The organism is Streptomyces spiramyceticus, from assembly GCF_028807635.1.
GTDB classification, from domain to species: Bacteria; Actinomycetota; Actinomycetes; order Streptomycetales; family Streptomycetaceae; genus Streptomyces; species Streptomyces spiramyceticus.
The window spans coordinates 1,602,968-1,624,387 of record NZ_JARBAX010000002.1; the positions used below are offsets into that span (position 1 = coordinate 1,602,968).

Here is a 21,420-nt window from a genome sequence, read left to right on the forward strand (position 1 = left end):
CGGGGCGGCCCCTTCGTAAAGCACGGGCCTTCGCAGGCAGGGAGGCAGTTCATGGCCGGCAGCAATGTCACCGCACTCTTCCGCGCGTCCACCGCGCACAGCCCCTCGTACTTCACCCTGAACCGGGCAGGGGCCGGCGCGGCCGGTGAGATCACCGACTTCTGCATTCCCTGCAACCCGTACTTCCCCACCCCCGCGATGTTCGACGAACTCGGCAGTCGGCTCCGCGAGATTCTGACGTACTACCCGAGCAGTGCGGAAACCATCACCGCCGAGTTGTGCCAGGTGCTCGGACTCAACCCGCAGACCGTCGCGATGGGGAACGGCTCCACAGAACTCATCACCTGGATCGACCACTTGCTCGTCCACGAGTCGCTGGCCGTGCCTGTCCCCACCTTCGGCCGGTGGACCGACCAGCCGATGGAAACCGGCAAGCGAGTCGACATGCTCCTGCTACCGGAAGCGCACGGCTTCGGCCTGGATACGGAATCGTTTGTACGGTTCATCCGAACGCGTGGTTCACGCGCAGCAGTGATCTGCAACCCCAACAACCCCGACGGCGGCTTCCTGCCCAAGCATCAGGTCCTCGCGCTCCTCGACGCACTCCAGGACCTGGATCTGGTGGTCGTCGACGAATCCTTCCTGGAATTCGCCGACGCCGAACCCGAACCGAGCGTTGCCGCCGAGGCGGTACTGCGGACAAATGTGATCGTGCTGCGCAGTCTCGGCAAGAACTTCGGACTGCACGGTGTGCGCTTCGGCTATCTGGTGTCGAATCCCGGGCTTGCGGGGAAGGTGCGCGCCGCTCTGCCGAAGTGGAACCTCAACTCCTTCGCGGAAACAGTGGTGTTCATGCTCAAGGGGCACCGCCAGGAGTACGCGGACAGCATTCAGCACTCGCGCCGCGACAGGGAGGAGATGACCTGGCGCCTCTCCCAACTGCCGGGCCTGACCGTCTATCCCTCACAGGGCAACTTCGTCTACGTACGGCTGCCGGCAGGTGCGGACGGGACGGTTCTGCGCGACCGACTGCTCTCCGAGCAGGGAGTGCTGGTGCGTGACTGCGCCAACAAGGTCGGCAGTTCCAGCCGTTTCCTACGACTTGTCGTGCGCCCTCAGCAGGATGTGTCCCGGCTGATCTCAGCACTGGAGCAGGTTCTGTACGGGCAGCTTATGCAGACACCCGAGGCAGCATGGACGTCACGACCACAGAGGTTCGCACAGGTACCCACGTCGGCGGCGCAGTCGCTTCCCCCAGAGAACCTGCGGCATGCCCCCGCAGCGATGCTCGCTCGGGACAGTCAGCAGACGGTTTCACCCCACGGCCTCGATCCGGTGCCGGCACAGGGCCGGCGTCCGAATACCGCGCTGCCCGGGGCGATGGCGAGGGGATACACCTCGGGAACCGCAGCGGTGGACCGCCTCGTCAGCGGGGCGTGACGAGCTCGTGCATGGTGGGCGGTGGCCACCGAGACGGAGGTGAGCTCATCTAGCTCGAAGGGGTGCGTGGGCCGAGCAGCACAGCTCCCTCGGATACGGCGGAAACCGGGGCAGCGTCGCTGACGTCATGCCGGAACGCTACCCCTGCCCCCGTTACACCGACCTCATCGGACGGGCCATCACCTACAGCAACAGTGCGTCTATGGCCAGCTGGCAGTGTCGGCCCATCCTCTGACCGGTCCAACCTGCGGTAGTCCGGTCAGCGCCTCGGCCGCATGTCGCCGCCATACGCGGTGCGGTAATCCGGGACGACGATCCGGCTGGCCGGAGACTCCCGGTGGACCTGGGCGATGAATGCGTCCAGGTCCACCGCCGGGTCGCGGCGCAGGGGCTCGCTGAGCGGCTCCTCGAAGTTGTCCCAGTGGACGGGCACGACAACCCCGGGTTTGCCCAGTGCCCGCAGCAGTCGAGGCACATAGTGGGATGTGGAGGTGCTGGACGGGACCGCGACCATCGCAAGATCGGGGCGTAGTCCCTCAGCGTCCCGCTCGGAGAAGTCGCTGGCGCCCATCAGGAACGCCGACGGGCCCCTGTTGGGGGCCGTCACCTGGAAGGCGAGTGTGTCGCCCTCCGGCAGGTCGGAGATGGTCCTCGGGGCCGCCGCGGGCGGTGCGTTCAGCGTGCCTGGGGCGAAATAGGAGTGGCGCTTGTTGCGACTGTGCCGGCTCGCCACGACCTCGACGGTGAGCCCGCCGAAGTCCAGCACCTCGCCGCCCTTCACCACCGAGATCTGGTGCGGGTCGACACCGAACGCGACCAGCACATGGAATGTGGTCTCGGTGCCGACGATCCGAGCGCCGGTGGACTTGGCGATGTAGGGCACATCGGCAAGGTGATCCCAGTGGCAGTGGCTGACCAGGACGATTTCGGGGCGGCCGATGTAATCCCGTACCAGCTTGGGATCGCACTTCAGTGCCGTGTCCGGTTTGAAGGCGCCAGAGAACAGTCCGGTCTTGAATCGGGTGATGTACGGGTCGAAGAGCACGGTCCGGCCGTCGACGTCGATGCGCCAGCCGGAGGTGCCCAGCCAGCGGAGGGACGCCGAACCGGCCACCGGGGCCCCGCGGGTGGCCGCCTCGGACGCGGCGGCCGTGGAGGTAAGGAGCGGGGCCGCCGCGCCGAGGGCGGCGCCGCGCAGCACCGTACGTCGGCCGAATCTCAGTATGCGCTGTGCGTCTGTGTCGTCGCTCATGGCGTCAGGAGATCAGGTACCGACCACCTTCGTCCAAGATCAAAATTCTGCCGTCCCTATATGCAAACGCATATGACAGCAGGTCACGCGCCTGTGGTCTTCAGGAAGTCGACGGCGATCCTGGCCGCGGCGCCGATCGCGGCGTCCACCGCCGGCCGTGAGGCGTTCAGCTCCCGCGTACGGGCGAAGACGGAGACCGCGTAGCAGCTGCCGTCGGGGTACCGAACGACCCCAGCCTCCATGTGGAGCCCCGGCAGGGTGCCGGTCTTCGCCGCGACGGTCACCTCGTCGGGAAAGCCCGAAACCAGCCGGTGCCGGAAGACTTGACGGCTCATCAAATCCCGTACTTGTGCGCAGGCTTCCGGCGGGCCCGCTTCGTCACGCCAGATGAGACGCAGCAGCTGGGTGATCTCGCGGGGCGTGCTGGAGTTGGTCCGCCGGGGATCCAACACGCTCAGCCGTCTCTTGCGGTCATCCGGCAGAGCCGGGTAACGGACGGCGAACTCTGCCTCGTTGCGTGCCCCGACCTCGGCCAGCATCGACTCCAGTACGTCACGAGGGCCGCCCACGATCACGGTTCTGTCGAGCCCGAGTTCCCCGGCGAGAAGCCGTACCGTGTCCAGGCCGACTCGCGCCAGCAGCAGATCCGCCGCTGAATTGTCGCTGACCGACATCGCGAAGAGGGCCAGATCGCGCAGCGACAGCTCGACGTCGTCCATACAGCCGGCCGTGCCCCAGCCGCCGAGCCGGTCGGCCGCCGTCACCCGTATCCGCTCGCGGGCATCGAGCTGGCCGGCGGCGGCCTGCCGGGCAAACTCCAGAACCAGCAGCACCTTGAAAATCGAAGCGATCACAACGGACTCGTCCGCGCCGACCGTCACCTCCTCGGCACCCGGCTCCATGCCGACAGGGATCGCATGCAGCAATCCCTCGGCGCCCGCCCCCGCGAAGACCTCGCGGATCCGTTCCTCGACCACCGGTTCCCCCTCTCACGTAGGGTCCTGAGTGTGGACCTCTTGCGCCACCTGCGCATTTTCATCACCGTCGCCGACGAGCTGCACTTCAGCCGTGCCGCCGACCAACTGGGCATGGCTCAGCCGCCGCTCAGCCAGGCGGTACGCAGACTGGAGAAGGACCTCGGCGCCGAACTGTTCGACCGATCACACCGCCAGATACGACTGACCGCCGCCGGGATGGTCCTGCTGGACGAGGCACGCGAACTCCTCGCCCGCGAGGAACGGTTGCGGACGCTGGCCCGGCGCGCCGGGGACGGCGGCCTGGGCACACTGCGCGCAGGCGTACCCCCCGACACCACAGCCGCGATGCTGTCCACGCTGCTCGCCGCCTGCGCGGAGCACTCCCCGGGCCTGTCCGTCGATCTGCAGGAGGTCACTACCGAGGAACAACTGCGGCTGCTCGCCTCCGGTGGACTCGACGTCGGCCTCGTCCACCAGCCCGTGGACGCCACCGAGCTTCGCCTCGGCCCGGAGGTCTCCGTGGAACTCGGAGTTGTTCTGCCCCGCAGCTCACCGCTGGCCAGGCTCCCCGAGGTCGCGCTCGGGGAGCTGTCCGGCCACGATCTGGTGCTCTTCCCGCGTGCCCATGCCCCCGGTTGGTACGACCGGATCCTCGACACCTGTCGCGCCGAGGGCTTCGTGCCCGGCCGCCTCCGGCACGCCTCCAACTCTGAGTTCCTGCTGGCCCTGGTCACCGCTGGACAGGGAATCGCCTTCGACCAGGGGCCGGTGGCCCGAAAGGAACCCCGCGTCGCCTGGCGGCCCCTGGCAGGCCGCCCCCTGACCCAGCGGATCACCGGCGCCTGGTCGGCCGACCGGTCTGCCCACCCGGCCGCCCCCCACTTCGCGGAGCTCGCAGCCGACGTGCTCGCCCGCGACCGTACGGCGGCCCTACGCCGCGACGACGGCCGGCGCTCGCAGGGCGGGGCGCCCCGCCCGTGGTCGGTGGTGTACGACTAGATGAGTGGGTCCGACGTCTGTGCCGCATCGCTGGGAGACCGTCAAAACGCTCCCACTTGGCCAGGCCGTTGCTTTCGGATCAGTCAGTGGACCAGGCATGAGGTGAGAGGGACGGACCAGGGCCGGAATGACCGGAATCAGCGGGGGAACTTCTTAGCGGTTCCGGGCGTCTGATCATGAGAAGGCGATCACGGGGCGTATACGGGGGAGCGGGTATGGCGATCACACTGGCCGAGGAGATCATGCTGCTGTCTCTGGACGATGAGTCCGGGTCGGCGAAGCAGCGGCAAGCCGCTGGGTGGGCGGTGTCGGGAGGGATCCTGCTCGAACTGGTCCTGGCCGGGCGGGTGTCCGTTGCAGGCAAGCACCTCGAACTGACAGACACGACGCCGACCGGGGACCAGTTGCTCGACAGCCGGACGGCACTGATTGAGGCATGGCTGCGCGGACGCAAGAAGCGACGTGTGACGGAATGGCTGACGAAGGACCAGGCCAAGGCCGTTCGTGCGGCTCTGGAGAGTCTGTGCAAGCGCGGAGTGGTCGTGGAGGAGAAGCACAAGGCACTCGGCGTGTTCCCGATACGCCGCTATCCCGAGGCCGACGGCGCCGTCGAGGCTGAGTTGCGGGAACGGCTGCGCACCGTCGTACTGGACGACGCCGAGCCGGACACACGGACGGCGGGCCTCATCGCGCTGATCCACTCCGCCAAGCTGCACCGCCTGGCCTTTCCCGACAGCCCGCGCAAGCAGGTCGCCGCGCGGATGGCGGAGGTGGCCGCCGGGCAATGGGCGGCAGAGAGTGTCCGCGCCGCCATCCGCGACATGCAGGCGGCTATGGTCGCAGTCACCGTAGTCACGGCCGCCACGGCCGGGAGTTAGACCATTCCTTTCGGATCATCGGCGGACCGGATGAAGATGCCTGCGATGTGGAGTCCGGCGAGGTGGATGGCTGCGGTCTTCTCGTAGCGGGTGGCGATGCGCGCAATTGCTTCAAGCGGTTGATGCACCGCTCGACGGCGTTGCGCTGCTTGTACGTCTCGCGGTCGAAGGCCGGTGGCCGACCGCCTCGGTTGCCTCGCCGTAGACGGTGGGCCCGCTGGCTGGCCGGGACGGGGATGACCGGGCGGATACCGCGCTTGCCCAGGTGCTCGCGGATGGTGCGCGAGGAATAGGCCTTGTCGGCCGGGACCACGGTCGGGCCGGGTACGAGGCCGCTTCGTGGCCACCTCTGGCTGTACGTGGCGCCCGCCAGTCGGATGACCGTGCTGGCAGACGTCTCGTCTGTCGACGTTCACGCAGTGGAGCCGGGAGCGGGTCCGGGCGTAGCTCCACAGCGCGGACATGAGCAGATTCCCGGACGGCCCTCGACAGATCGACCAGGCCCCGGTCGGCCAGAAGGACGTACCCGCGCCGTCGGCAACAACGGCCGCGCAAGATCCCGCAGACCATCCGGCACAATCCATCCCCACCGCTCAGTCCCCATGACGAACCCAATGGCCAACTCGCCGTGCAGGGCGCGGTCTATGCGCGCGGGCGGCGTCGTCTCACTCGTTCGGGACTGGCCGCTGCGCCGATTGCCGTGCCTGCCCGATGCGCGTGGCGCAGTCATCACGCAGCGTGGAGGGGGGGCGGGGCGGAGGGACCGCCACCGCCGTACCGCCACGTGAGGCCGAGGCCATGCAGAATGCACGTTTGATCGCAGGTTCGGCGGACGGCGTCCCGCTCGGGGCGCGCGAGGACGGGCACCCGCCCGGCGCCGGGGCGGCCGCGCGCCCGCTGCCCTGGCTGGCGGCTGTCGCCGCCGCCTTCACGTTCGCGCAGCTCGTCCTGGTCGTGCCCGGCCTCGGGCTCGGCTGGGACGAGACGGTGTACGTCAGCCAGGTCAGCCCGCAGGCCCCGGCGGCGTTCTTCAGCGCGCCCCGAGCGCGGGGCATCAGTTACCTCGTGGCGCCCGTCGCGGCGCTGACCACCTCCGTGGAGGCGCTCCGCGTCTATCTGGCTCTGCTGTCGGGCTGCGGCCTGTTCCTCGGGCTATGGGTGTGGCGGCGGCTGCTGCCCGTTCCCGTACTCGCGATCGCCGGGGCGCTGTTCGCGACCCTGTGGGTCACGATGTTCTATGGCCCGCAGGCGATGCCCAACCTGTGGGTCGCCTACGGAGCGCTCGCCGCGGTCGGCTGCTTCCTGCGCGGCGCCCGGGACCCCGGCGACCGGTGGGCGCTGCCAGGTCTGGGCGCCGGGGTGGCGCTCGCCGCTGTCATGCGTCCGTCCGACGCGGTGTGGCTGGTCCTGCCGCTCGCGGTGGCGGCGCTGCTCATGCGGCCGGCACGCCGCCGGCCTCTGGTGGTGGTGACCGTGCTCGCTGGGGGGCTGCTGCTCGGTGGAGCCCAGTGGGTCGTCGAAGCGTACGCACACTACGGCGGCCTGTTCACGCGGCTGCGGCGGTCCAGCGAGATCCAAGGGCACCTGGGCTGGTACTTCGCCGTCGACGACCATGTGCGCGCACTGGGCGGGCGGACGCTGTGCCGCCCGTGCGACGTGCCCTGGCGGTACCCGCTCTCCGCCGTCTGGTTCCTCACGCTGCCCCTGTTCGTTGCGGGCGGCGTGTGGGCCGCGGCCCGTACTCGCCACCGCACCGCGGTCATCCTGGCAACCGTGAGCGGACTGGCGCTGGCCGCGCCCTACCTGTTCGCCGTCGGCTACGCCGCTCCGCGCTTCCTGCTGCCCGCGTACGCCCTGCTGGCCCTGCCCGTCGCTCAGTGCCTTGTCCGGGTGGCTCGCCGCACCCGGCCGCGGGGGCGCCGGACAGCTGTCGTCCTGGTCGCCGTGGCGGTCACCGCGCACCTGGCGGTGCAGTACCAGGTGCTCGACTCGGTGGCGGACCGAGTACGCCGCAACAGCGTCGCCCTTGGCCACATCGCCGCCGAGCTGCACGCGCAGGGCGTCCGCCCGCCCTGTGTGGTCAGCGGCGAGGATGCGATCCGGGTGGCGTTTCGCGCCGGGTGCGCCTCGCGTCAGCCCTCGGGACACGACGGCAGCATCACACCTCAGGGCCTCACGGCCACGGGCACGCGCCTGCCGGTGGCGGTCCTGGTCTCCGACGAGGGCGGCATCCCGTCGCACGCGCGCCGATGGCGCGTTCACCGGCTCCCGGACCTGGGACACAGAACCGGCCTGCGCGCCTATCTGTCGTCCGCAGCCACACCAGCAGGCGAGAAGCCGATGTACGGAAGCCGTACGGTGACGGCGATTCCCACCCACAGGCCCTGAACTGGCGCAAGCAGCGGTGGCTGGAGTGGAAGTCGACGCCTGACCGGCAGGCTGCGGGCGGTGCGAATGCTCAGCACAGCGCTGCGAGGGCTGCGTCCATGAGCCGACCACAAAAGCCCCAGGTGGTCTCGCCGTTGTACGGGAGCGCCGAGTGAGCCCCGGTAGCGGACAGACTGAAGCCCCCTTCTCGAACTCTTTGACGAGGCGTCTCGCTTCGAGATCTGATGTACCGGACCGATGCTGGAAGGGCGCTGAGGCAGCCAGCATCACGCCGCTCCCTAAGGAGGACTTTCCGATGTGGTCCAGCATCATTGCCGTGGCCGGCACACTGCTCGGCGGCGCGCTCACCGGACTGCTTCAGTTCAGGGGTGAGCGGGCCGCCCGCGCTGACCGGAGGGCGGAAGCGCTGCGCCTGGCGCTGGGCGAATTGGTGGCCGCCTTGGGTGACCATCGGCGGGCCATGTGGCACCGCGAAGACCTTCGCCTGAACGGCGCGAGCCAGGAAGCCGTCGAGGCAGCCCGTTCAACCTCCCATGCCACTCGCTCCGCCGTCACTGCCCCCTTGGTCGCGGTCTCTGTCCTCGAACCGTCCCTTGCTGAACCGGCCCGCGAGGCCGCCCTGGCCGCGTTCGACATACGCGACGTCGCCGACCACACCATCCTGGCCGCCCGCCGCGAGGCCGCCATCGCAGCGAGCGACGACCTGGTTGCCGCTGCAGGGCGTGCCATGGCCTGATCACAGGCACTCAGACCATTGAGCCAGACCACCGCGACGCCTGGTAGATCCCTGATCCCTGATCCCAGATCTCCAGAAGCGGCGAACGGCAGCCACCCGCGCGCCTACGATGGTGGGCACGGCCGCCCGCGGCCGCGCCCACCCCGGGGAGGCCGCTGTGACATCACCTCAGGACTTCGAGGAGGGGCATCGCCCTGACTACCCGCCCCGGACGCCTCCTCCGCCCAAGAAGCCAGTCGAGCCGCCACGCCCGGAGAACCAGGCCGACGCAGAGACCGCGTTGATCGTCCAGCCCAGACTGCGGGCGCGGATTTCGAACCGCCGCGCCGCGAACTGGACTTACGAGGCAGCCAAGTGGTCCGCCCCGAAGGCGGGCGGGAACACCGTCGACAAGCTGCGGTCATGGGGTTACCGGATCGGCGAGGAGCACACTGCGGGAGAGCTCGCGGCCCGGCTGGTCACCGCAGCTCTTGAAGACGGAGGAAGCCGCATCAGTCTCCACCTCGCCGACCAGGACAACAAAGCCCTCATTCTTGTCCTGAGCCATCAGCCCGGGCACGCGCCTCTCGACGACATGCTTCTTGCGGAACTCGCGGCGTTGGGCGTGGTCTCATGCGGAGTGGACACCGACCAGGAGGACGGCGGCCGCCGCCGTTGGGCCCTCATTGACGTGTAAGGCCTCCCAATGGAGAAGTCGAGCCTTGGGGTCTGTGCTGCGTGCCGAGCAACGTGTGGACCGCGCCCCGGTGGGACTGACGTCGATCAGCGCGTCGGGAAGGAAGCCAGAGCAAGGTCCCACTGGCCAGCTGCGTAAAGCAGCGCAGCATGTCCGCCCCCGCGGGCCTGCGTTGTGAGGGCCCTGCTCCTCAGGCCCTCCTTGCAGCTACGCCGCGTCCACTTGCGCGCGGCGTCACCTCACGGTCCAAGAGGCGGCGTCACACCGGCCCAGGCCGCCGCCCGCCCTTGACTCGTCAGCCTGACCGTGGGCATTTATGCCATCCCGCTGGTGACGCCCCCAGGGCGGGCGCTTGTGACGACGGAGCGGTACAGGTGCCCACTGCGCTGCCTCAGTTGGCAGCTCTGCCATGACCTGCTCGGCCCCTCCCTTGGGGGGGGGAGGCTGGGAGGGGCCACGTTGCCCCGGCCACGTGGCAGGACACGGGCGGGGGCCAGGGTGGGGATCTCCGGGGGAAGGAGGATCACCGCCGTCACAGCATCGCACTGGTTTCAGCCATGCGACAGGGTTGTGACTGGAATACGTTGCGGTGGAACCCGACCTGGCTGCCGCCTGGGTCAGAAGCCGAGCCCCACGCCCTGCTGAGGGCGGGAGACGGAGGGGCTGCAGAGCGGAAGGTGTCAGAGCACGTCGACGTAGTCGCCCGCGGCCTTCGCCGCCGGAGTGGTAGAGGTGCCGGCGAAGTTCCAGCTGCTGGGGGCGGCGGCGATTTACATCGCCCGACTGGCCCGCCGGTAGGCGCTCAGGAGGCCCCGACCGAGCGCCAGTTGCAGAGCCTGAGGGTCCCATGCCCAAGTCCCGTACGGCCCAGCCCCGTCATCTTAAGTCGGAGTGACCGATGCCGGTTCTGCGTGGCCCGACCTACCGTCGATGACGTCCCCGCTTCCGTTGCGGAGCGGGCAGCGGCGGTCATCGGCCGTCGCTTCGTCATCAATCTGTCGAAAGCGGCCTCTGCATGCGCAAGCTCACTTACTACATCGGTTCCAGCATCGACGGCTTCATCGCAGGTCCGGAGGGGCAGTTCGACTTCTTCGCTTTCGAGGGAGATCTTGCGGCCGTGATTCTCGCTGAATATCCCGAGACCATGCCGGTCCAGGCACGCGAGTTGCTGGGCGTCGCTGGTACGGCGAACAAGAAATTCGACACGGTCCTGATGGGTCGCGGCACTTATGGGCCCGGTCTGGCGATCGGCGTCACCAGCCCCTACCCGCACCTCACGCAGTATGTGTTTTCCCGCACGCTGACCCAGCTCGACCCCCAGGTGGAGATCGTCTCCGGTGACCCTGTGGAGTTTGTCCGCCGGCTCAAGCGGCAGGAGGGGATGGACATCTGGCTGTGTGGCGGCGCCACGCTGGCCGGGCAGTTGATGGGCGAGATCGACGAGCTGGTCATCAAGCGCTACCCGGTGGTCATCGGTTCCGGTATCCCTCTGTTCCACGCTTCCTTCGACCTGACCACGTTCTCGCCGACCGACTACCGGGTCTTCAACACCGGCGCGACGATCACGACTTACGTCAAGAACTGAGGAGACCCCCATGTTGTTTCGTTCCATGACCGAGGCCGACCTCGATCGCGTGACCGCCGTGACGGTCGACGAACCCATCAGCTGGATCCCCGCCGACCGCTATCTCGATGAACTGGCGCAGGGGATGTACCGGCCCGAGTGGACCTGGATCGCCGAAGACGGCGGCCGGGTGGTGGCCCGGGCCCTGTGGTGGGGACAGTCGCGCAGTGAGCACCCAATCGCGTTGGACTGTCTGTACGTCGATGCCTGCGTCGCCGACCGTGCGGCGGTCGCGGCCGAGCTGCTGACCACGAGTCTGAAGGCCTTCGCCGAGCAGGGCGCGAGCAAACTGCCGCTCTACAACCTGACATTGCCGTATGGCTGGCGCGAGGACCCGGCCGTCGCGGCAGCCCTGGCCTGGCGGCGCGATGCCGCGCTGGCGGCCGGGCTCACCGAGGAGGTGGAGCGGCTGCGTCTGGAGTGGACACCCGACGCCGGCGTCCCGGCCGCCGACGGCCGGCTCACCTTCGCCGAAGCCTCGGACGAGGAGTTCCTCCAGGTGTTCCAGCGGATCGCCGTGGGCAGCCTGGACCGCGAGACCCGCAGGAACCTGGCCGCCAAGGGTGCCGAGGCCACGGCACGGGAAGAGATGGACTTCTACCTCGGCTGCCCGGGCAAGCGCGAGTGGTGGCGCCTGGCCCGCACTCCTGCAGGGCAGGTCGCGGGGCTGGCGATCCCGTCGGCGACACCGTACAACCGCAACGTCGGCTACCTGGGCGTCGTCCCCGAGTTGCGCGGCCGCGGTTACGTCGACGACGTACTCGCCGAGATCACCCGTGTCCACGCGGAGTCGGGCGCCGAGCTGATCACGGCCACCACGGACACGGGCAACGCGCCGATGGCCGCGGCCTTCGCCCGAGCCGGCTACCGGACCGCCCAGATCCGGATGATCTACTCGGCGCCCGAGTCATGAGCCCAGTAGCGCGGCGAGTTCATTGCGGGACGTGATGCCCAGCTTGGGGAAGGCGCGGTACAGGTGGTGCCCGACCGTGCGGTGACTCAGAAACAGCTGCGTGGCGATCTCACGGTTGGTTGCGCCGGTGGCGGCCAGCCGTACGACCTCGCGCTCCTGCGGGCTCAACCGGCTGATCCGTCCGTCCGCAAGACCGGTCGGAGCAGCGCTCTCGCCTGCGGCCCGCAGTTCCGCCCGAGCCCGGTCGGCCCAAGGCCGGGCGCCGAGCTTCTCGAAGGTCTCCAGCGCCTCACGCAGGTGGTCGCGGGCATCGATCTTGCGCCGCAGGCGGCGCAGCCACTCCCCGTAAAGCAGCTCGGTGCGGGCCCGTTCGAAGTCGCTGCCGCCCTCGTGGAGGCGCACGGCTGTCGCGAAGTGCGGTTCGGCCTCCTCATCCGCACTGGTCAGGGCCAGACAGCGGCGGGTCAGGGCAGTGAGGGCCGACTGATGTGCGGCGGTCGCCCATTCCCCCAGTAGACGCGTTGGTTCCATCGCCCGCTCGGGACGGCCGGCACGCACTGCCGCCTCGACAAGATCGGGCAGCAGGAACAGGGCCAACAGCGGATGGCCCACTTCCTTCTGCGCCGATTCCAGCAGCTCCAGAGCCGCATCCGCCCGCCCGAGGCCGAGCTCAAGCAATCCCAGCGCCCACAGGGCGTCCGCCGTACCCCGTCCGACGTCGCGCGGACGCGTGTATTCCAGGGCTTCCTCCGCCAGCTTGCGGCACTGCTCATCCAATCCCTGGACGGCGGCCGGCGTCGCCAGGGCGGCCCGCAGGTGGGAGGCTCGGTGCGCCAGATCGTAGTACTCGGCAAGCCGCAGTCCCTCGGTGGCATGCGCGTACGCCTCATCGTGTCGGCCGAGCGCAAGCTCCGCCTGGGCGAGCAGGTGCAGCGTCGTGGGCAGCCACCCGCCGATGCCTTGCTCCCGGCACTGGGCGACCGACGCGACGGCGACCTCGTACGCCGCCGCATGGTCCGCGACCAGTTGGAAGTAAATGCCAGTCATCAGCCGGTCCATGAACGCGGCATCGGGATAACGGCTGATTCGCACGAGGTCATGAAGGGCGTCGAGCGAGCCGGGTACGTCTCCGGCGAACAGACGAGCGGGTACGGCGAGTACGGCCAGGTCCGGGGCGTGGGCCCCGACCTCGGCGATCAGGTCGGCGTTGCCTGAGGACAAGGCCGCGTGGATCGCGTCGACCAGAAGAGAGGCAAGTTCGCCGGGGCTGCTGGGGCCGATGAGGTCTGCGCATTCGACCAAGATGCGACCGGCGGTTTCCGGCCTGCCGTAACCCAGCTCGACGACTGCCCGTACGCGGGCGAAGCTCGCTGTCAGGCCCGGATCGTGGAGAGGAAGCGTCACCTGGTCGGCCAGGGCGCCGCACCGCTCGTCCTGACCGGCTTCACTGGCCTTCTGAGCAGCGCAGATGAGGCGGCGCGCGCGCCTTTGCGGGTCCGCCGTGAGCTGGGCGGCACGTTCATAGGCGGCGGACGCGGACGCCATCGCCTGTCTGCTGCCGGCCCACTCGGCAACTCTCTCGAGTTCGTCGGCGACCCGTTCGTCCGGACCCGTCGACGCAGCAGCCAGGTGCCAGGCCCGCCGGTGCGCGTCCTTGACGGTATCCAGCACCTCCGCCAGCGCCTTGTGAGCGGCGATGCGCCTGACGAGCGGGGCCTCCTGATAGGCGGCGTATCGGACCAGCGGGTGCCGGAAGCGCACCCCCGCCCCGGACAGGAATACGAGCCCGGAGCGTTCGGCGGGTTCCAGGTCCTCAATTGCGGCGCCGAACCGGTCGACGGCCCTCAGCACCAGGGTGAGATCTCCGGTGTCATCCGCGGCGGCCACGAGCAGCATCAACTGGGTGGCTTCGGGAAGGCGGCCGATCTGCTCCAGAAAGGCGTCCTGAATCCGGCTCGCCGGCGGGGACGACGCCTCGGGCAGCGCCAGCGGGCCCAGATGCCCGGCGCGCTGCGCCGGGGTGAGCACGGCGGACAGTTCGATGAGGGCCAGCGGGTTGCCCTGCGCCTCCTCGATGATCCTTTCCATGACGTAGGGAGGAAGATCCCGGACGAGCGTTGCGGCTGCCGCCCGGTCAAGGCCTTCGATGAGCAGCCCAGGAAGTCCGTTCACGACGGCGCCGCCGGCACCGTCGCGGACAGCGAAGATCATTACGATGCCCTCGGCCCTCAGCCTGCGAGCGGCGAAGGTCAACACATCCACCGACGGCTGGTCGATCCACTGCGCATCATCGACCAGGCAGAGGAGCGGGCCCTCGCCAGCGACCTCCGACAGCGTGGTGAGCACGGCGAGGCCGAGGGTGAAGCGATCACGCACCACGTCCTCGGTGAGCCCGAAGACAGCCTTCATGGCCGTGGCCTGCGGTCCCGGCAGCATGTCGAGGACGTCCATCACTGGAAGGAACAGCTGGTGCAGCCCTCCGAAGGCGAGCTCCATCTCTGACTCGATGCCCTCGACGCGCAGCACGCGCATGCCCTCCGCCCGCTCGGCTGCGTAGTCGAGCAGCGAGGTCTTGCCGATCCCCGCCTCACCGTGGATCAGCAGGGCGCTGCTTGTTCCCCGACGAGCGCCCACGAGCATCTGGTCTATCCGGTCTCGCTCCACGGTTCGCCCTTGCAGCATTGCCCCCTGCTTTCACGCTTCGGTTACTCCGCCTCAGGTCCGGCGAGACCGTGCAACGGCAAGCCGGTGAGGAACTCAATGATCTCCTCCTCGGACATGTGAATGGCTCCTGGGCGGCGGTCCTAGGCGGTGCGGTGCAACGGGCCGCGACGTGACCGCTTGCGTGTGTGTGCTGAGCAGGTTGCCCAGCAGGGCCGCGAGAGATACGGCTTCGGCGCCGGCCGCGATCCGAGTGTGCGCACCTGAATCACGCACCCGTCGTGGAGCCGGGGCGGACGATCATCAGGACGACAACCACCGCCCAGAGGACGTTGAAGATGCCCGTGAGCATCGTCAGGCGGGCCGCCGTGGGACGCGCCGCTTCCCGGTTGGGCAAGTCCTGAGCCACGGCGAGCAGGCGCTGCTGGCCGGGCAGGATGGCCAAGGCGAGGAGGGCCGCGGCGATCGCGGTCAGTGCGAGCGATGCGATCAGCCAGGCATCGGTGAGCACGCCGAGCTGGGCGCCGGTGGCTATCCCGAACACCGGCACGGCGAGACCGGCGACAGCGTAGCCGCGGCAGATTCGGTGCAGGAGTGCGGCGATCCCGGCGGATCGGACGCGGTGCGAGGGCACCTGGATGGACTGTTGCTGGCCGTGCTGGAGTCGGGCCCGCTCCACGGTTACGCGATCATCGCTGCGGTCCAGCGCCGCAGCGGGGGCGTACTCGAACTGCGCACGGGCACGATCTACCCGGCCCTGAACCGGCTGGAGCGGCTCGGACTGCTCACCAGCAGCTGGCAAGCCGACGGCGAACGGCGTCGTCGCTGTTACGAGCTCACCGATGCCGGACGGCGCACCCTGGCAGGCGAGCGAACGGCGTGGAGCGAGTTCACCACAGCGATCGGCTCAGTCCTGAACCCCGCTGCACCGCCCGGGCTGACCACGTGAACGCCACCGGTCGGCAAACCGACCTCATCGGGGAGTACGTGGCGGCCCTGACAGCCGCCCTGCACGGACCGGCCCGGGCCAAGGCCCGGATGATCGAGGAGATACGCGACGGCCTCACGGACGCGACTGCCGCCCACACCGGCGAAGGAATGCCCTACGAACGCGCCGCCCACCAAGCAGTGCGCGATTTCGGGACTGTCGACGAGCTTGTACCGAGCTGCCAACGCGAACTGACCATCGCCCAGGCCCGCCACACTGCCCGGGCCGTCGCGCTCACCGCCCCCTTCCTGATCGCCTGCTGGTACCTGGCCTGGACTACCGACCAAGATCAGGCCTGGCAGCTGCCGCGCACGGCTCAGCTGCTGGCCGTTCATCTGGCAGGAGTCGCGACCGTCGCCGCGCTGCTCGCCGCAACGACGCTGGCCGCTACCGGTGCCCTCGCCCGCCGGCTGCCCACGCCGCACCGGCTGCCACTCGTGGTCGCCTGGACCGGTACCACCGCCAGCGCTGCCATGGCGGTCACGACGCTCGCGCTCGCCACCGCCTCCGCCCTGGCCACCAACTGGCCACTGCTCGCGTTCGCCGGCGTGCTCGCGGCTGCCTCGCACGCGGCAGTGGCAGCTTCGGCCCGCGCCTGCCGTCACTGCGCCCACCTGCCCACCACGCAACCCGCCGTCTCCTGGCTGCGCGGCTGACGTCGTCGCATCCGTCCCTCAGCCGACGTGACCGGATGCGTCGGTCCCGTACCGGCTGCGCCGAAACCGTCAAATATCCATGACAAGAGGCGGCGTTGCCTGGTGCAGCACCTCGCCGCGGAAGAAGTCCGGGCTGTGACGCCGTATCAGTAGCATGATCACGGCGCCGAGGAGCAGCAGGCCGACTCCGATGACGAAGACGCTGCCGATGCCGGCGACTGAGCTGCCGCTGCCGTAGGACGGTTCCCAGGTGTCCCTCAGCGTCTGGACGAACACGCCGGTGAGCATCAGGCCGCCGAGGCCCGGCAGAAGCCCCTTGATCAGCAGGTTGCCCGACGAGTGCCGCAGTTCGCGGCGGAAGAACCAGACGCAGGCGAAGGCCGTGATCCCGTAGTAGAAGCTGATCATGAGGCCGAGTGCGAAGACAGTATCCAGCAGGACGTTTTCGCTGATCAGGGTCATCAGGGTGTAGAAGGAGCCGGTGAGGACGGCCGCCGCGACGGTGGCGCGGGCGGGGGTCCTGAAGCGCGGATGGACGGCGGCGAACATCGTCGGCAGGGCCTTGTAGGTGCTCATCGCGAGGGCGGTGCGGGCCACCGGGATGAAGGTGGTCTGCAGGCTCGCGGCGGCGCTGGTCAGGACCGCGACGAAGAGCAGCACCCCAATGCCGGAGCCCATGACCGGATAGGCGAGTGCGGCGAAGACGTTGTCGGCGGTTTCCGGGTTGCCGAGACCGGTGCCCTTGGTGCCGATGCCCGCGTACATCTGGGCGGCGACGGCGATGAGCAGGTAGGTACAGACGATGACGACGATGGAGAGCAGTGCGGCGCGGCCGGGCGTCCGTTCGCTGCCGATGCTCTCCTCATTGACCGTCAGACAGGTGTCCCAGCCCCAGTAAATGAACATCGACAGGGTGACGCCGGCGGTGAAGGCGGTAAAGGACTCGACGCCGAACGGGTCCAGCCAGGACCAGGAGAAGTCGAGTGACCCCTCGGCCTCGCCGGATGTGGAGATCGCCATGACGACGAACAGGGCGAGTACGACCAGTTGCAGGCCGACCAGCACGGACTGCAGCCACTCGGTGAGGGTGATGCCGCGGTAGCTGATCAAGGTGGCGACGGTGATGAAGGCCAGGGTGGTCAGGATGTGGACGGCCTTGTTGTCGTTGAGTCCGGTGACGTCGGGGCTGTCGGTCACCTCCCCCAGGAAGAGGTAGAAGAACTCCGTGGCCACCCCGGCGAGGTTGGAGAGCACCACGACGGACGCCATCAGCAGGCCCCAGCCGCACATCCAGCCGGTGCTCGGGCCGAAGGCCTTGACCGACCAGGCGAAGGAGGTGCCGCAGTCGGGCAGCACCTTGTTGAGCTCGCGGTAGGCGAAGGCCACCAGCAGCATCGGCACGAACCCGGCCAGGAAGATGCCGGGCATCCGCAGTCCGGCCTCGCTGACGGTCGGTCCGAGGGTGGCGGTGAGGCTGTAGGCGGGGGCGACGGTGGAAATACCGATCACCGTGCCGCCGAGCAGGCCGACGCTGTTCCGGCTGAGGCCCTTGGCCTTGAGGTCCTCGCGATCCTCGGGGTGCGCGGCTCCTTGCTCCATCGCACCAGTCTGGTTGATATCGACGGGAGAATCCTGAACGTCCCGTATTTCGTCGAGCGGTGGCGTTCAGCCCGCAGTGCTCACCGTCTGTGTGTTGCGCCCGGAGGCATCGCTGCGGCGCTCGTCCGTAACTGCCGACTCACGAGACGAAGCGGCGTAGTACAGGGCAGATGATGCCCTCCACGAACGCGTAGCCTTGAAGGAGGAGAGACTCCCCGGGCTGGAATGCGTGCCGGCGGAGAGGAATCCATCATGGAATCTCTCACACCCCACGGTTTCCCTGCGCTGGTCAGCAGCACGTCGCGCGTCGCCGCCGCTGCAATGGTCAGACACGGCTACGCAGCGCATCTCAAACCCGCTCCACCGACCGAACGTTCCCCACCGGGTGCTCCCGATGCCAGCGTCGTCCGCACCGGCGGACGGCGGCCATCGCCCAGGAATGAGGAGCAGAGTCATGACATGGAGTATCTCCGGCAACTACTTGGCTGGTTGCTCATGCGCAGTGGTCTGCGGGTGCCCCGTCGACGCGAAGCCGCACGACGCGCAAGGACGTGAGGAATGCCTTGGGTGCATCGCCTTCCACGTGGCCGAAGGCAGCTTGGACGACGTGAATCTGTCCGGCGTGGACTTCGCCCTCTACAACCACTTCCCCTCCAACCTGACCGCCGGTAACTGGAAGGTCGGCGTGGTCGTCGACGCGGAGGCCAGTGACGAGCAGGCCGACGCGCTCGAGCGCATCGTGTCCGGGCGCGAAGGCGGCGCGTTCGGCGAGCTCTCGCAGTTCTTCGGGGAGTACCTCGGCCTGGAGCGGGCGAGCATCTCCATCACGGACGGCGAAAAGCCCCGACTTCGGGTCGGCGGGAAGACCGAACTCGAATTCGAGCCCCTTCGAGGGCCCGATGGTGGACCCACCACGATGAAGAACGCGATGTTCGGATTCGCACCGGAATTCACGCTGGGCCGCACCACCGGCAGCTCGACAGCCTTCGGCTTGACGTTCGAGCCTGCGTACGGCGAGAAGTCCGACTACGTCTTCTCCAGCGAGCAGCCCGAGGGCACGCCCACAGGGCGCTAGATGTGCAGGGCACCGGCCCGCCGGATTCGTCGGACACGGGAGGAGGACAGGGATGCCTCCTCCCGCGCAGGTGCCACCGCGGCTGCTGCCGACCGTGTTCTCGCGCGCGTCACTGTCCCGATGCATACCGATCGCGATTCTTGTCGGCGTCGTATTGTCCCTGGTCAACCAGGGTTCCGTCATCGCCGCGGGCGAAGCCGGGGCAGCCACCGCCGTACGCATCGCCGTCAACTTCGTAGTGCCGTTCTGTGTCTCAAGCGCGGGATTCTTCAGCTGCCGGCGGGCCGCATGGCGCGGCGGCAGGCAGGCTCTCAGAACATCCGGCCCGCCATCTGATCCATCTCCATCTGATCCATCGCCATCTGGTCCATCGACGGATCGGACATCTCCAGGCCAGGCAGCAGCCAGTCCTGGAACGGAGCGAGTGCGGCCAGGACGAGGAAGGCGAGACCGACCGCCCAGGTGAGCCAGGGGCCTCCCCGCCACAGCTTCTCCATGAAGATCACCGCCGCCAGGCCCGCCATCGCCGCCACGTTCATGAAGCCGAGCGGGATGAGGACGATCATCAGGCCCCAGCAGCAGCCGACGCAGTAGAGCCCGTGATGCGCGCCAACCCGCAGATCCTTGGCCCACGGCCGGAAGCGTGAGTACCGGAGCAGTTGGAACATCGGGTTGCGGCAGTGTCGCAGGCAGACCCGCTTCAGCGGCCCGAACTGATGCAGTCCCGCGAGCAGGAACGCGGCGGCGCCGATCCAGCGCCCAGCCCCGGGGTTGCCGTCCACCAGACGGCCGGTCGCCGCCAGAGCGCCGTACGCGAGCAGACCGAACCCGGTCCAGGCCAGCAGATAGCCGCTGACGAATTCCGTGATCCGCACCGCGCGGACCGGGCCTGCGGACTGGCGCCCGATCGCCCACACCCAGGTGATGGCCACGGGCGCCACCGACGGCAGCATCATCGCCACCATCATGACCACCCACAGCAGCAGGAAGAGCGGGAACGCCAGGCCCATGGTGCCGGGCTCCATCCCCATATCGCGGGACTGGCCGACCGTAAGCACCCAGGCCAGAGCTGCGAGCAGCACCATCAGAGTCCAGGCGACCGCCAGATCGCGCGTCGGCAGCAGGACTCCCGGCCGGGTCGGGGCCGGTGCGGCGAGGCGGACGTGCGGCATGGCACTTCTCCCAAGTACGCGCGCTGCCGAGAGCCCGGCGGCGGCCCGAGCCGTATCGACGGCGGCACGTCACGGAGAGCGACGAGCAACGTTGAAGACACTTCCAGCAGATCACAGAACCGGATGGCACAAAACCGGGGGAAAGACGTTGCTTCCGGAGGGCAGCCGCGCCCGCCCCGAACGTCCAGAAGGGCATGCCCAGGCTGTGAAGCGGCGATGCAGGGGCCGGAAGCGGCGCAGCCGCAGCTCGGGATCGACCTCTGCGATGACCTTCCCGATGCCGACCTCGGCCGCCACCGCGTGGGCCGCGGCGGTGTTGTCGCCGGTCAGCAGGACCGGGGTCAGGCCGAGCCGTTTGAGGTCGGCGACCGCCTCGGCGCTGGTCGCCTTGACGGTGTCGGTGACCACCAGCGCGCCCCGGATCTGCGAGTCCCAGGCAGTGAAGACGACCGTACGGCCCTCGGCCTCGGCCTCCTTCTGTGCGCGGCCGAGCTCGTCGGGCAGCACCTGGCCCTGCTCCTCCAGCCACGCGGCCCGCCCCGCACGGAGCGTACGTCCCTCGACCTGCCCGGTCACGCCCCGGCCCTGGGTGCTGTGCGAGAGCCGACGATGGCCGGGATGTCGAACATCGCGAGCTCGGCCAGGAAGAAACGCACCGTGTGGAGGTGAGGGGTACTGGTGCCCGGAGGCAGAGTACGTCTGCGTGGGGGAGAGGGTCAGGTAAGCGGTACGGCCAGGGCACGAGGTCACAGTGCGTCCAAGGCATTGGTTGGTGGCCGAGCCCCAGGTACGGCTATGCTCCCGGCCATGGTTGCGGCCCGGCCGATCCTCAAAGTGCTGCGGTCCCGCTCTCACGCAGCGGGCCCGTGGCGGACGTGGGCACTGGTCGTACTACTCCTCGCACTGGCGTACACACACGGTGTCAGCGCGGAGAGCGCCGCAGGCCATGCCCACCCCGGGACGTCCAGCTCGGTGGCCCTGGCCATCCAGGACGCCAGTGCGACTGAACACAGCCACGACGGGATCGGCTCACACTCCGACCAGCGGCACGGCGACCACGACGATGCACCGGAATCCGAACACGCGGCTCACCAGTGTGTGTCCGGCCAGCCCGAGCAGGGTGCTGCGCTAGCCGCGCCGTGCGAGGCTCCGGTCGTTCGGCCTCCGCACGCGTATGTACACACCGTCGGTCGACCTGCCGCTGCCCTCTGGGCGTCTCCCCCTTTGCCGGACTCAGCGGTCCTACGGATCTAAATCTTCGCGCCTTCCGATCGTCGACGACTCGTTGGGCACACCCGCGCTGCCCATCCCTGCCTGTCGACAGCGGATCCGCCATGCCGCCCAGTGCCCTTCTGCTGTCCCCGAGTGTCCCCGAGCGAACAGCGG

17 protein-coding genes and 2 pseudogenes are annotated in these 21,420 nt (G+C 68.8%); 11 read left to right on the forward strand and 8 right to left on the reverse strand.

Annotated features, from left to right (window positions below; genetic code table 11):
• Positions 1-51: 51 nt before the first annotated feature.
• Positions 52-1,167: pseudogene (locus PXH83_RS30725) on the forward strand (pyridoxal phosphate-dependent aminotransferase); the annotation flags it as partial.
• 532 nt (positions 1,168-1,699) lie between these two features.
• Here PXH83_RS30725 and PXH83_RS30730 read toward each other — a convergent pair.
• Together PXH83_RS30730 and PXH83_RS30735 are read right to left on the reverse strand one after the other, a co-directional pair.
• Positions 1,700-2,692 (reverse strand): MBL fold metallo-hydrolase, encoded by a 993-nt coding sequence (locus PXH83_RS30730; RefSeq protein WP_274564789.1) that lies wholly within the window; start codon positions 2,690-2,692, stop codon positions 1,700-1,702.
• An 83-nt stretch (positions 2,693-2,775) separates the two neighbouring features.
• Entirely contained in the window at positions 2,776-3,669 is an 894-nt protein-coding gene (locus tag PXH83_RS30735) for a serine hydrolase (protein ID WP_274564790.1), read from the reverse strand.
• Between the two features lie 39 nt (positions 3,670-3,708).
• Between PXH83_RS30735 and PXH83_RS30740 the strand changes: the two genes are divergently transcribed.
• Both PXH83_RS30740 and PXH83_RS30745 read left to right on the forward strand, forming a co-directional pair.
• Positions 3,709-4,668, forward strand: coding sequence for a LysR family transcriptional regulator (locus PXH83_RS30740; protein ID WP_274565224.1), 960 nt, complete (start codon positions 3,709-3,711; stop codon positions 4,666-4,668).
• Between the two features lie 215 nt (positions 4,669-4,883).
• Complete coding sequence (locus tag PXH83_RS30745) at positions 4,884-5,546, forward strand: GOLPH3/VPS74 family protein (RefSeq protein ID WP_274564791.1); 663 nt, start codon at positions 4,884-4,886, stop codon at positions 5,544-5,546.
• On the opposite strand, the pseudogene PXH83_RS32645 reads toward PXH83_RS30745, so the two are convergent.
• A pseudogene (locus PXH83_RS32645) lies at positions 5,543-5,899 on the reverse strand (transposase); the annotation flags it as partial. The gene PXH83_RS30745 and the pseudogene PXH83_RS32645 sit on opposite strands and share 4 nt — an antisense overlap.
• Positions 5,900-6,344: 445 nt before the next feature.
• Here PXH83_RS32645 and PXH83_RS30755 point away from each other — a divergent pair.
• The 5 genes from PXH83_RS30755 to PXH83_RS30775 all read left to right on the forward strand — a co-directional run bounded on the left by PXH83_RS30755 (position 6,345) and on the right by PXH83_RS30775 (position 11,883).
• The gene (locus PXH83_RS30755) at positions 6,345-7,934 is read left to right on the forward strand and encodes a hypothetical protein (protein ID WP_274564793.1); all 1,590 of its coding nucleotides are present in this window, start codon (positions 6,345-6,347) and stop codon (positions 7,932-7,934) included.
• 295 nt (positions 7,935-8,229) lie between these two features.
• Positions 8,230-8,670 (forward strand): protein kilB, encoded by a 441-nt coding sequence (locus PXH83_RS30760; protein ID WP_274564795.1) that lies wholly within the window; start codon positions 8,230-8,232, stop codon positions 8,668-8,670.
• 157 nt (positions 8,671-8,827) lie between these two features.
• Positions 8,828-9,346 (forward strand): hypothetical protein, encoded by a 519-nt coding sequence (locus PXH83_RS30765; protein WP_274564796.1) that lies wholly within the window; start codon positions 8,828-8,830, stop codon positions 9,344-9,346.
• Positions 9,347-10,361: 1,015 nt separating this feature from the next.
• A complete protein-coding gene (locus tag PXH83_RS30770) occupies positions 10,362-10,931 on the forward strand; it encodes a dihydrofolate reductase family protein (protein WP_274564797.1) in 570 nt (189 codons plus the stop codon).
• A gap of 10 nt (positions 10,932-10,941) precedes the next feature.
• Positions 10,942-11,883 (forward strand): GNAT family N-acetyltransferase, encoded by a 942-nt coding sequence (locus PXH83_RS30775; RefSeq protein ID WP_274564798.1) that lies wholly within the window; start codon positions 10,942-10,944, stop codon positions 11,881-11,883.
• Here PXH83_RS30775 and PXH83_RS30780 read toward each other — a convergent pair.
• Positions 11,878-14,565, reverse strand: a complete 2,688-nt coding sequence (locus tag PXH83_RS30780; RefSeq protein WP_274564799.1) for an ATP-binding protein — start codon at positions 14,563-14,565, stop codon at positions 11,878-11,880. The two genes, PXH83_RS30775 and PXH83_RS30780, sit on opposite strands and share 6 nt — an antisense overlap.
• A gap of 247 nt (positions 14,566-14,812) precedes the next feature.
• A complete protein-coding gene (locus PXH83_RS30785; RefSeq protein WP_420803270.1) occupies positions 14,813-15,223 on the reverse strand; it encodes a hypothetical protein in 411 nt (136 codons plus the stop codon).
• Here PXH83_RS30785 and PXH83_RS30790 point away from each other — a divergent pair.
• Entirely contained in the window at positions 15,167-15,493 is a 327-nt protein-coding gene (locus PXH83_RS30790; RefSeq protein ID WP_274564802.1) for a PadR family transcriptional regulator, read from the forward strand. The two genes, PXH83_RS30785 and PXH83_RS30790, sit on opposite strands and share 57 nt — an antisense overlap.
• Positions 15,490-16,188, forward strand: coding sequence for a permease prefix domain 1-containing protein (locus PXH83_RS30795; RefSeq protein ID WP_274564804.1), 699 nt, complete (start codon positions 15,490-15,492; stop codon positions 16,186-16,188). The genes PXH83_RS30790 and PXH83_RS30795 overlap by 4 nt, the downstream gene beginning before the upstream one ends.
• A gap of 69 nt (positions 16,189-16,257) precedes the next feature.
• Here the strand turns inward: PXH83_RS30795 and PXH83_RS30800 are convergent, their stop codons facing one another.
• A complete protein-coding gene (locus tag PXH83_RS30800) occupies positions 16,258-17,787 on the reverse strand; it encodes an APC family permease (protein ID WP_274564806.1) in 1,530 nt (509 codons plus the stop codon).
• Between the two features lie 454 nt (positions 17,788-18,241).
• On the opposite strand from PXH83_RS30800, the gene PXH83_RS30805 reads away from it, so the two are divergent.
• Positions 18,242-18,862 carry a DUF1326 domain-containing protein gene (locus PXH83_RS30805; protein WP_274564809.1) on the forward strand — a complete coding sequence of 207 codons (621 nt, stop codon included), beginning with the start codon at positions 18,242-18,244 and terminating at the stop codon, positions 18,860-18,862.
• A gap of 311 nt (positions 18,863-19,173) precedes the next feature.
• Here PXH83_RS30805 and PXH83_RS30810 read toward each other — a convergent pair whose 3' ends face one another.
• Positions 19,174-20,034 (reverse strand): DUF2182 domain-containing protein, encoded by an 861-nt coding sequence (locus PXH83_RS30810; RefSeq protein WP_274564811.1) that lies wholly within the window; start codon positions 20,032-20,034, stop codon positions 19,174-19,176.
• 111 nt (positions 20,035-20,145) lie between these two features.
• Complete coding sequence (locus PXH83_RS30815) at positions 20,146-20,610, reverse strand: HAD family hydrolase (protein WP_274564813.1); 465 nt, start codon at positions 20,608-20,610, stop codon at positions 20,146-20,148.
• Positions 20,611-21,420: the final 810 nt, after the last annotated feature.

Coding starts and splice junctions, on each gene's coding strand:
- PXH83_RS30805 (WP_274564809.1), top strand. CDS start 18,242: ATGACATGGAGTATCTCCGGCAACTACTTGGCTGGTTGCTCATGCGCA.
- PXH83_RS30810 (WP_274564811.1), bottom strand. CDS start 20,034: ATGCCGCACGTCCGCCTCGCCGCACCGGCCCCGACCCGGCCGGGAGTC.
- PXH83_RS30800 (WP_274564806.1), bottom strand. CDS start 17,787: ATGGAGCAAGGAGCCGCGCACCCCGAGGATCGCGAGGACCTCAAGGCC.
- PXH83_RS30755 (WP_274564793.1), top strand. CDS start 6,345: ATGCAGAATGCACGTTTGATCGCAGGTTCGGCGGACGGCGTCCCGCTC.
- PXH83_RS30780 (WP_274564799.1), bottom strand. CDS start 14,565: ATGCTGCAAGGGCGAACCGTGGAGCGAGACCGGATAGACCAGATGCTC.
- PXH83_RS30760 (WP_274564795.1), top strand. CDS start 8,230: ATGTGGTCCAGCATCATTGCCGTGGCCGGCACACTGCTCGGCGGCGCG.
- PXH83_RS30775 (WP_274564798.1), top strand. CDS start 10,942: ATGTTGTTTCGTTCCATGACCGAGGCCGACCTCGATCGCGTGACCGCC.
- PXH83_RS30745 (WP_274564791.1), top strand. CDS start 4,884: ATGGCGATCACACTGGCCGAGGAGATCATGCTGCTGTCTCTGGACGAT.
- PXH83_RS30770 (WP_274564797.1), top strand. CDS start 10,362: ATGCGCAAGCTCACTTACTACATCGGTTCCAGCATCGACGGCTTCATC.
- PXH83_RS30730 (WP_274564789.1), bottom strand. CDS start 2,692: ATGAGCGACGACACAGACGCACAGCGCATACTGAGATTCGGCCGACGT.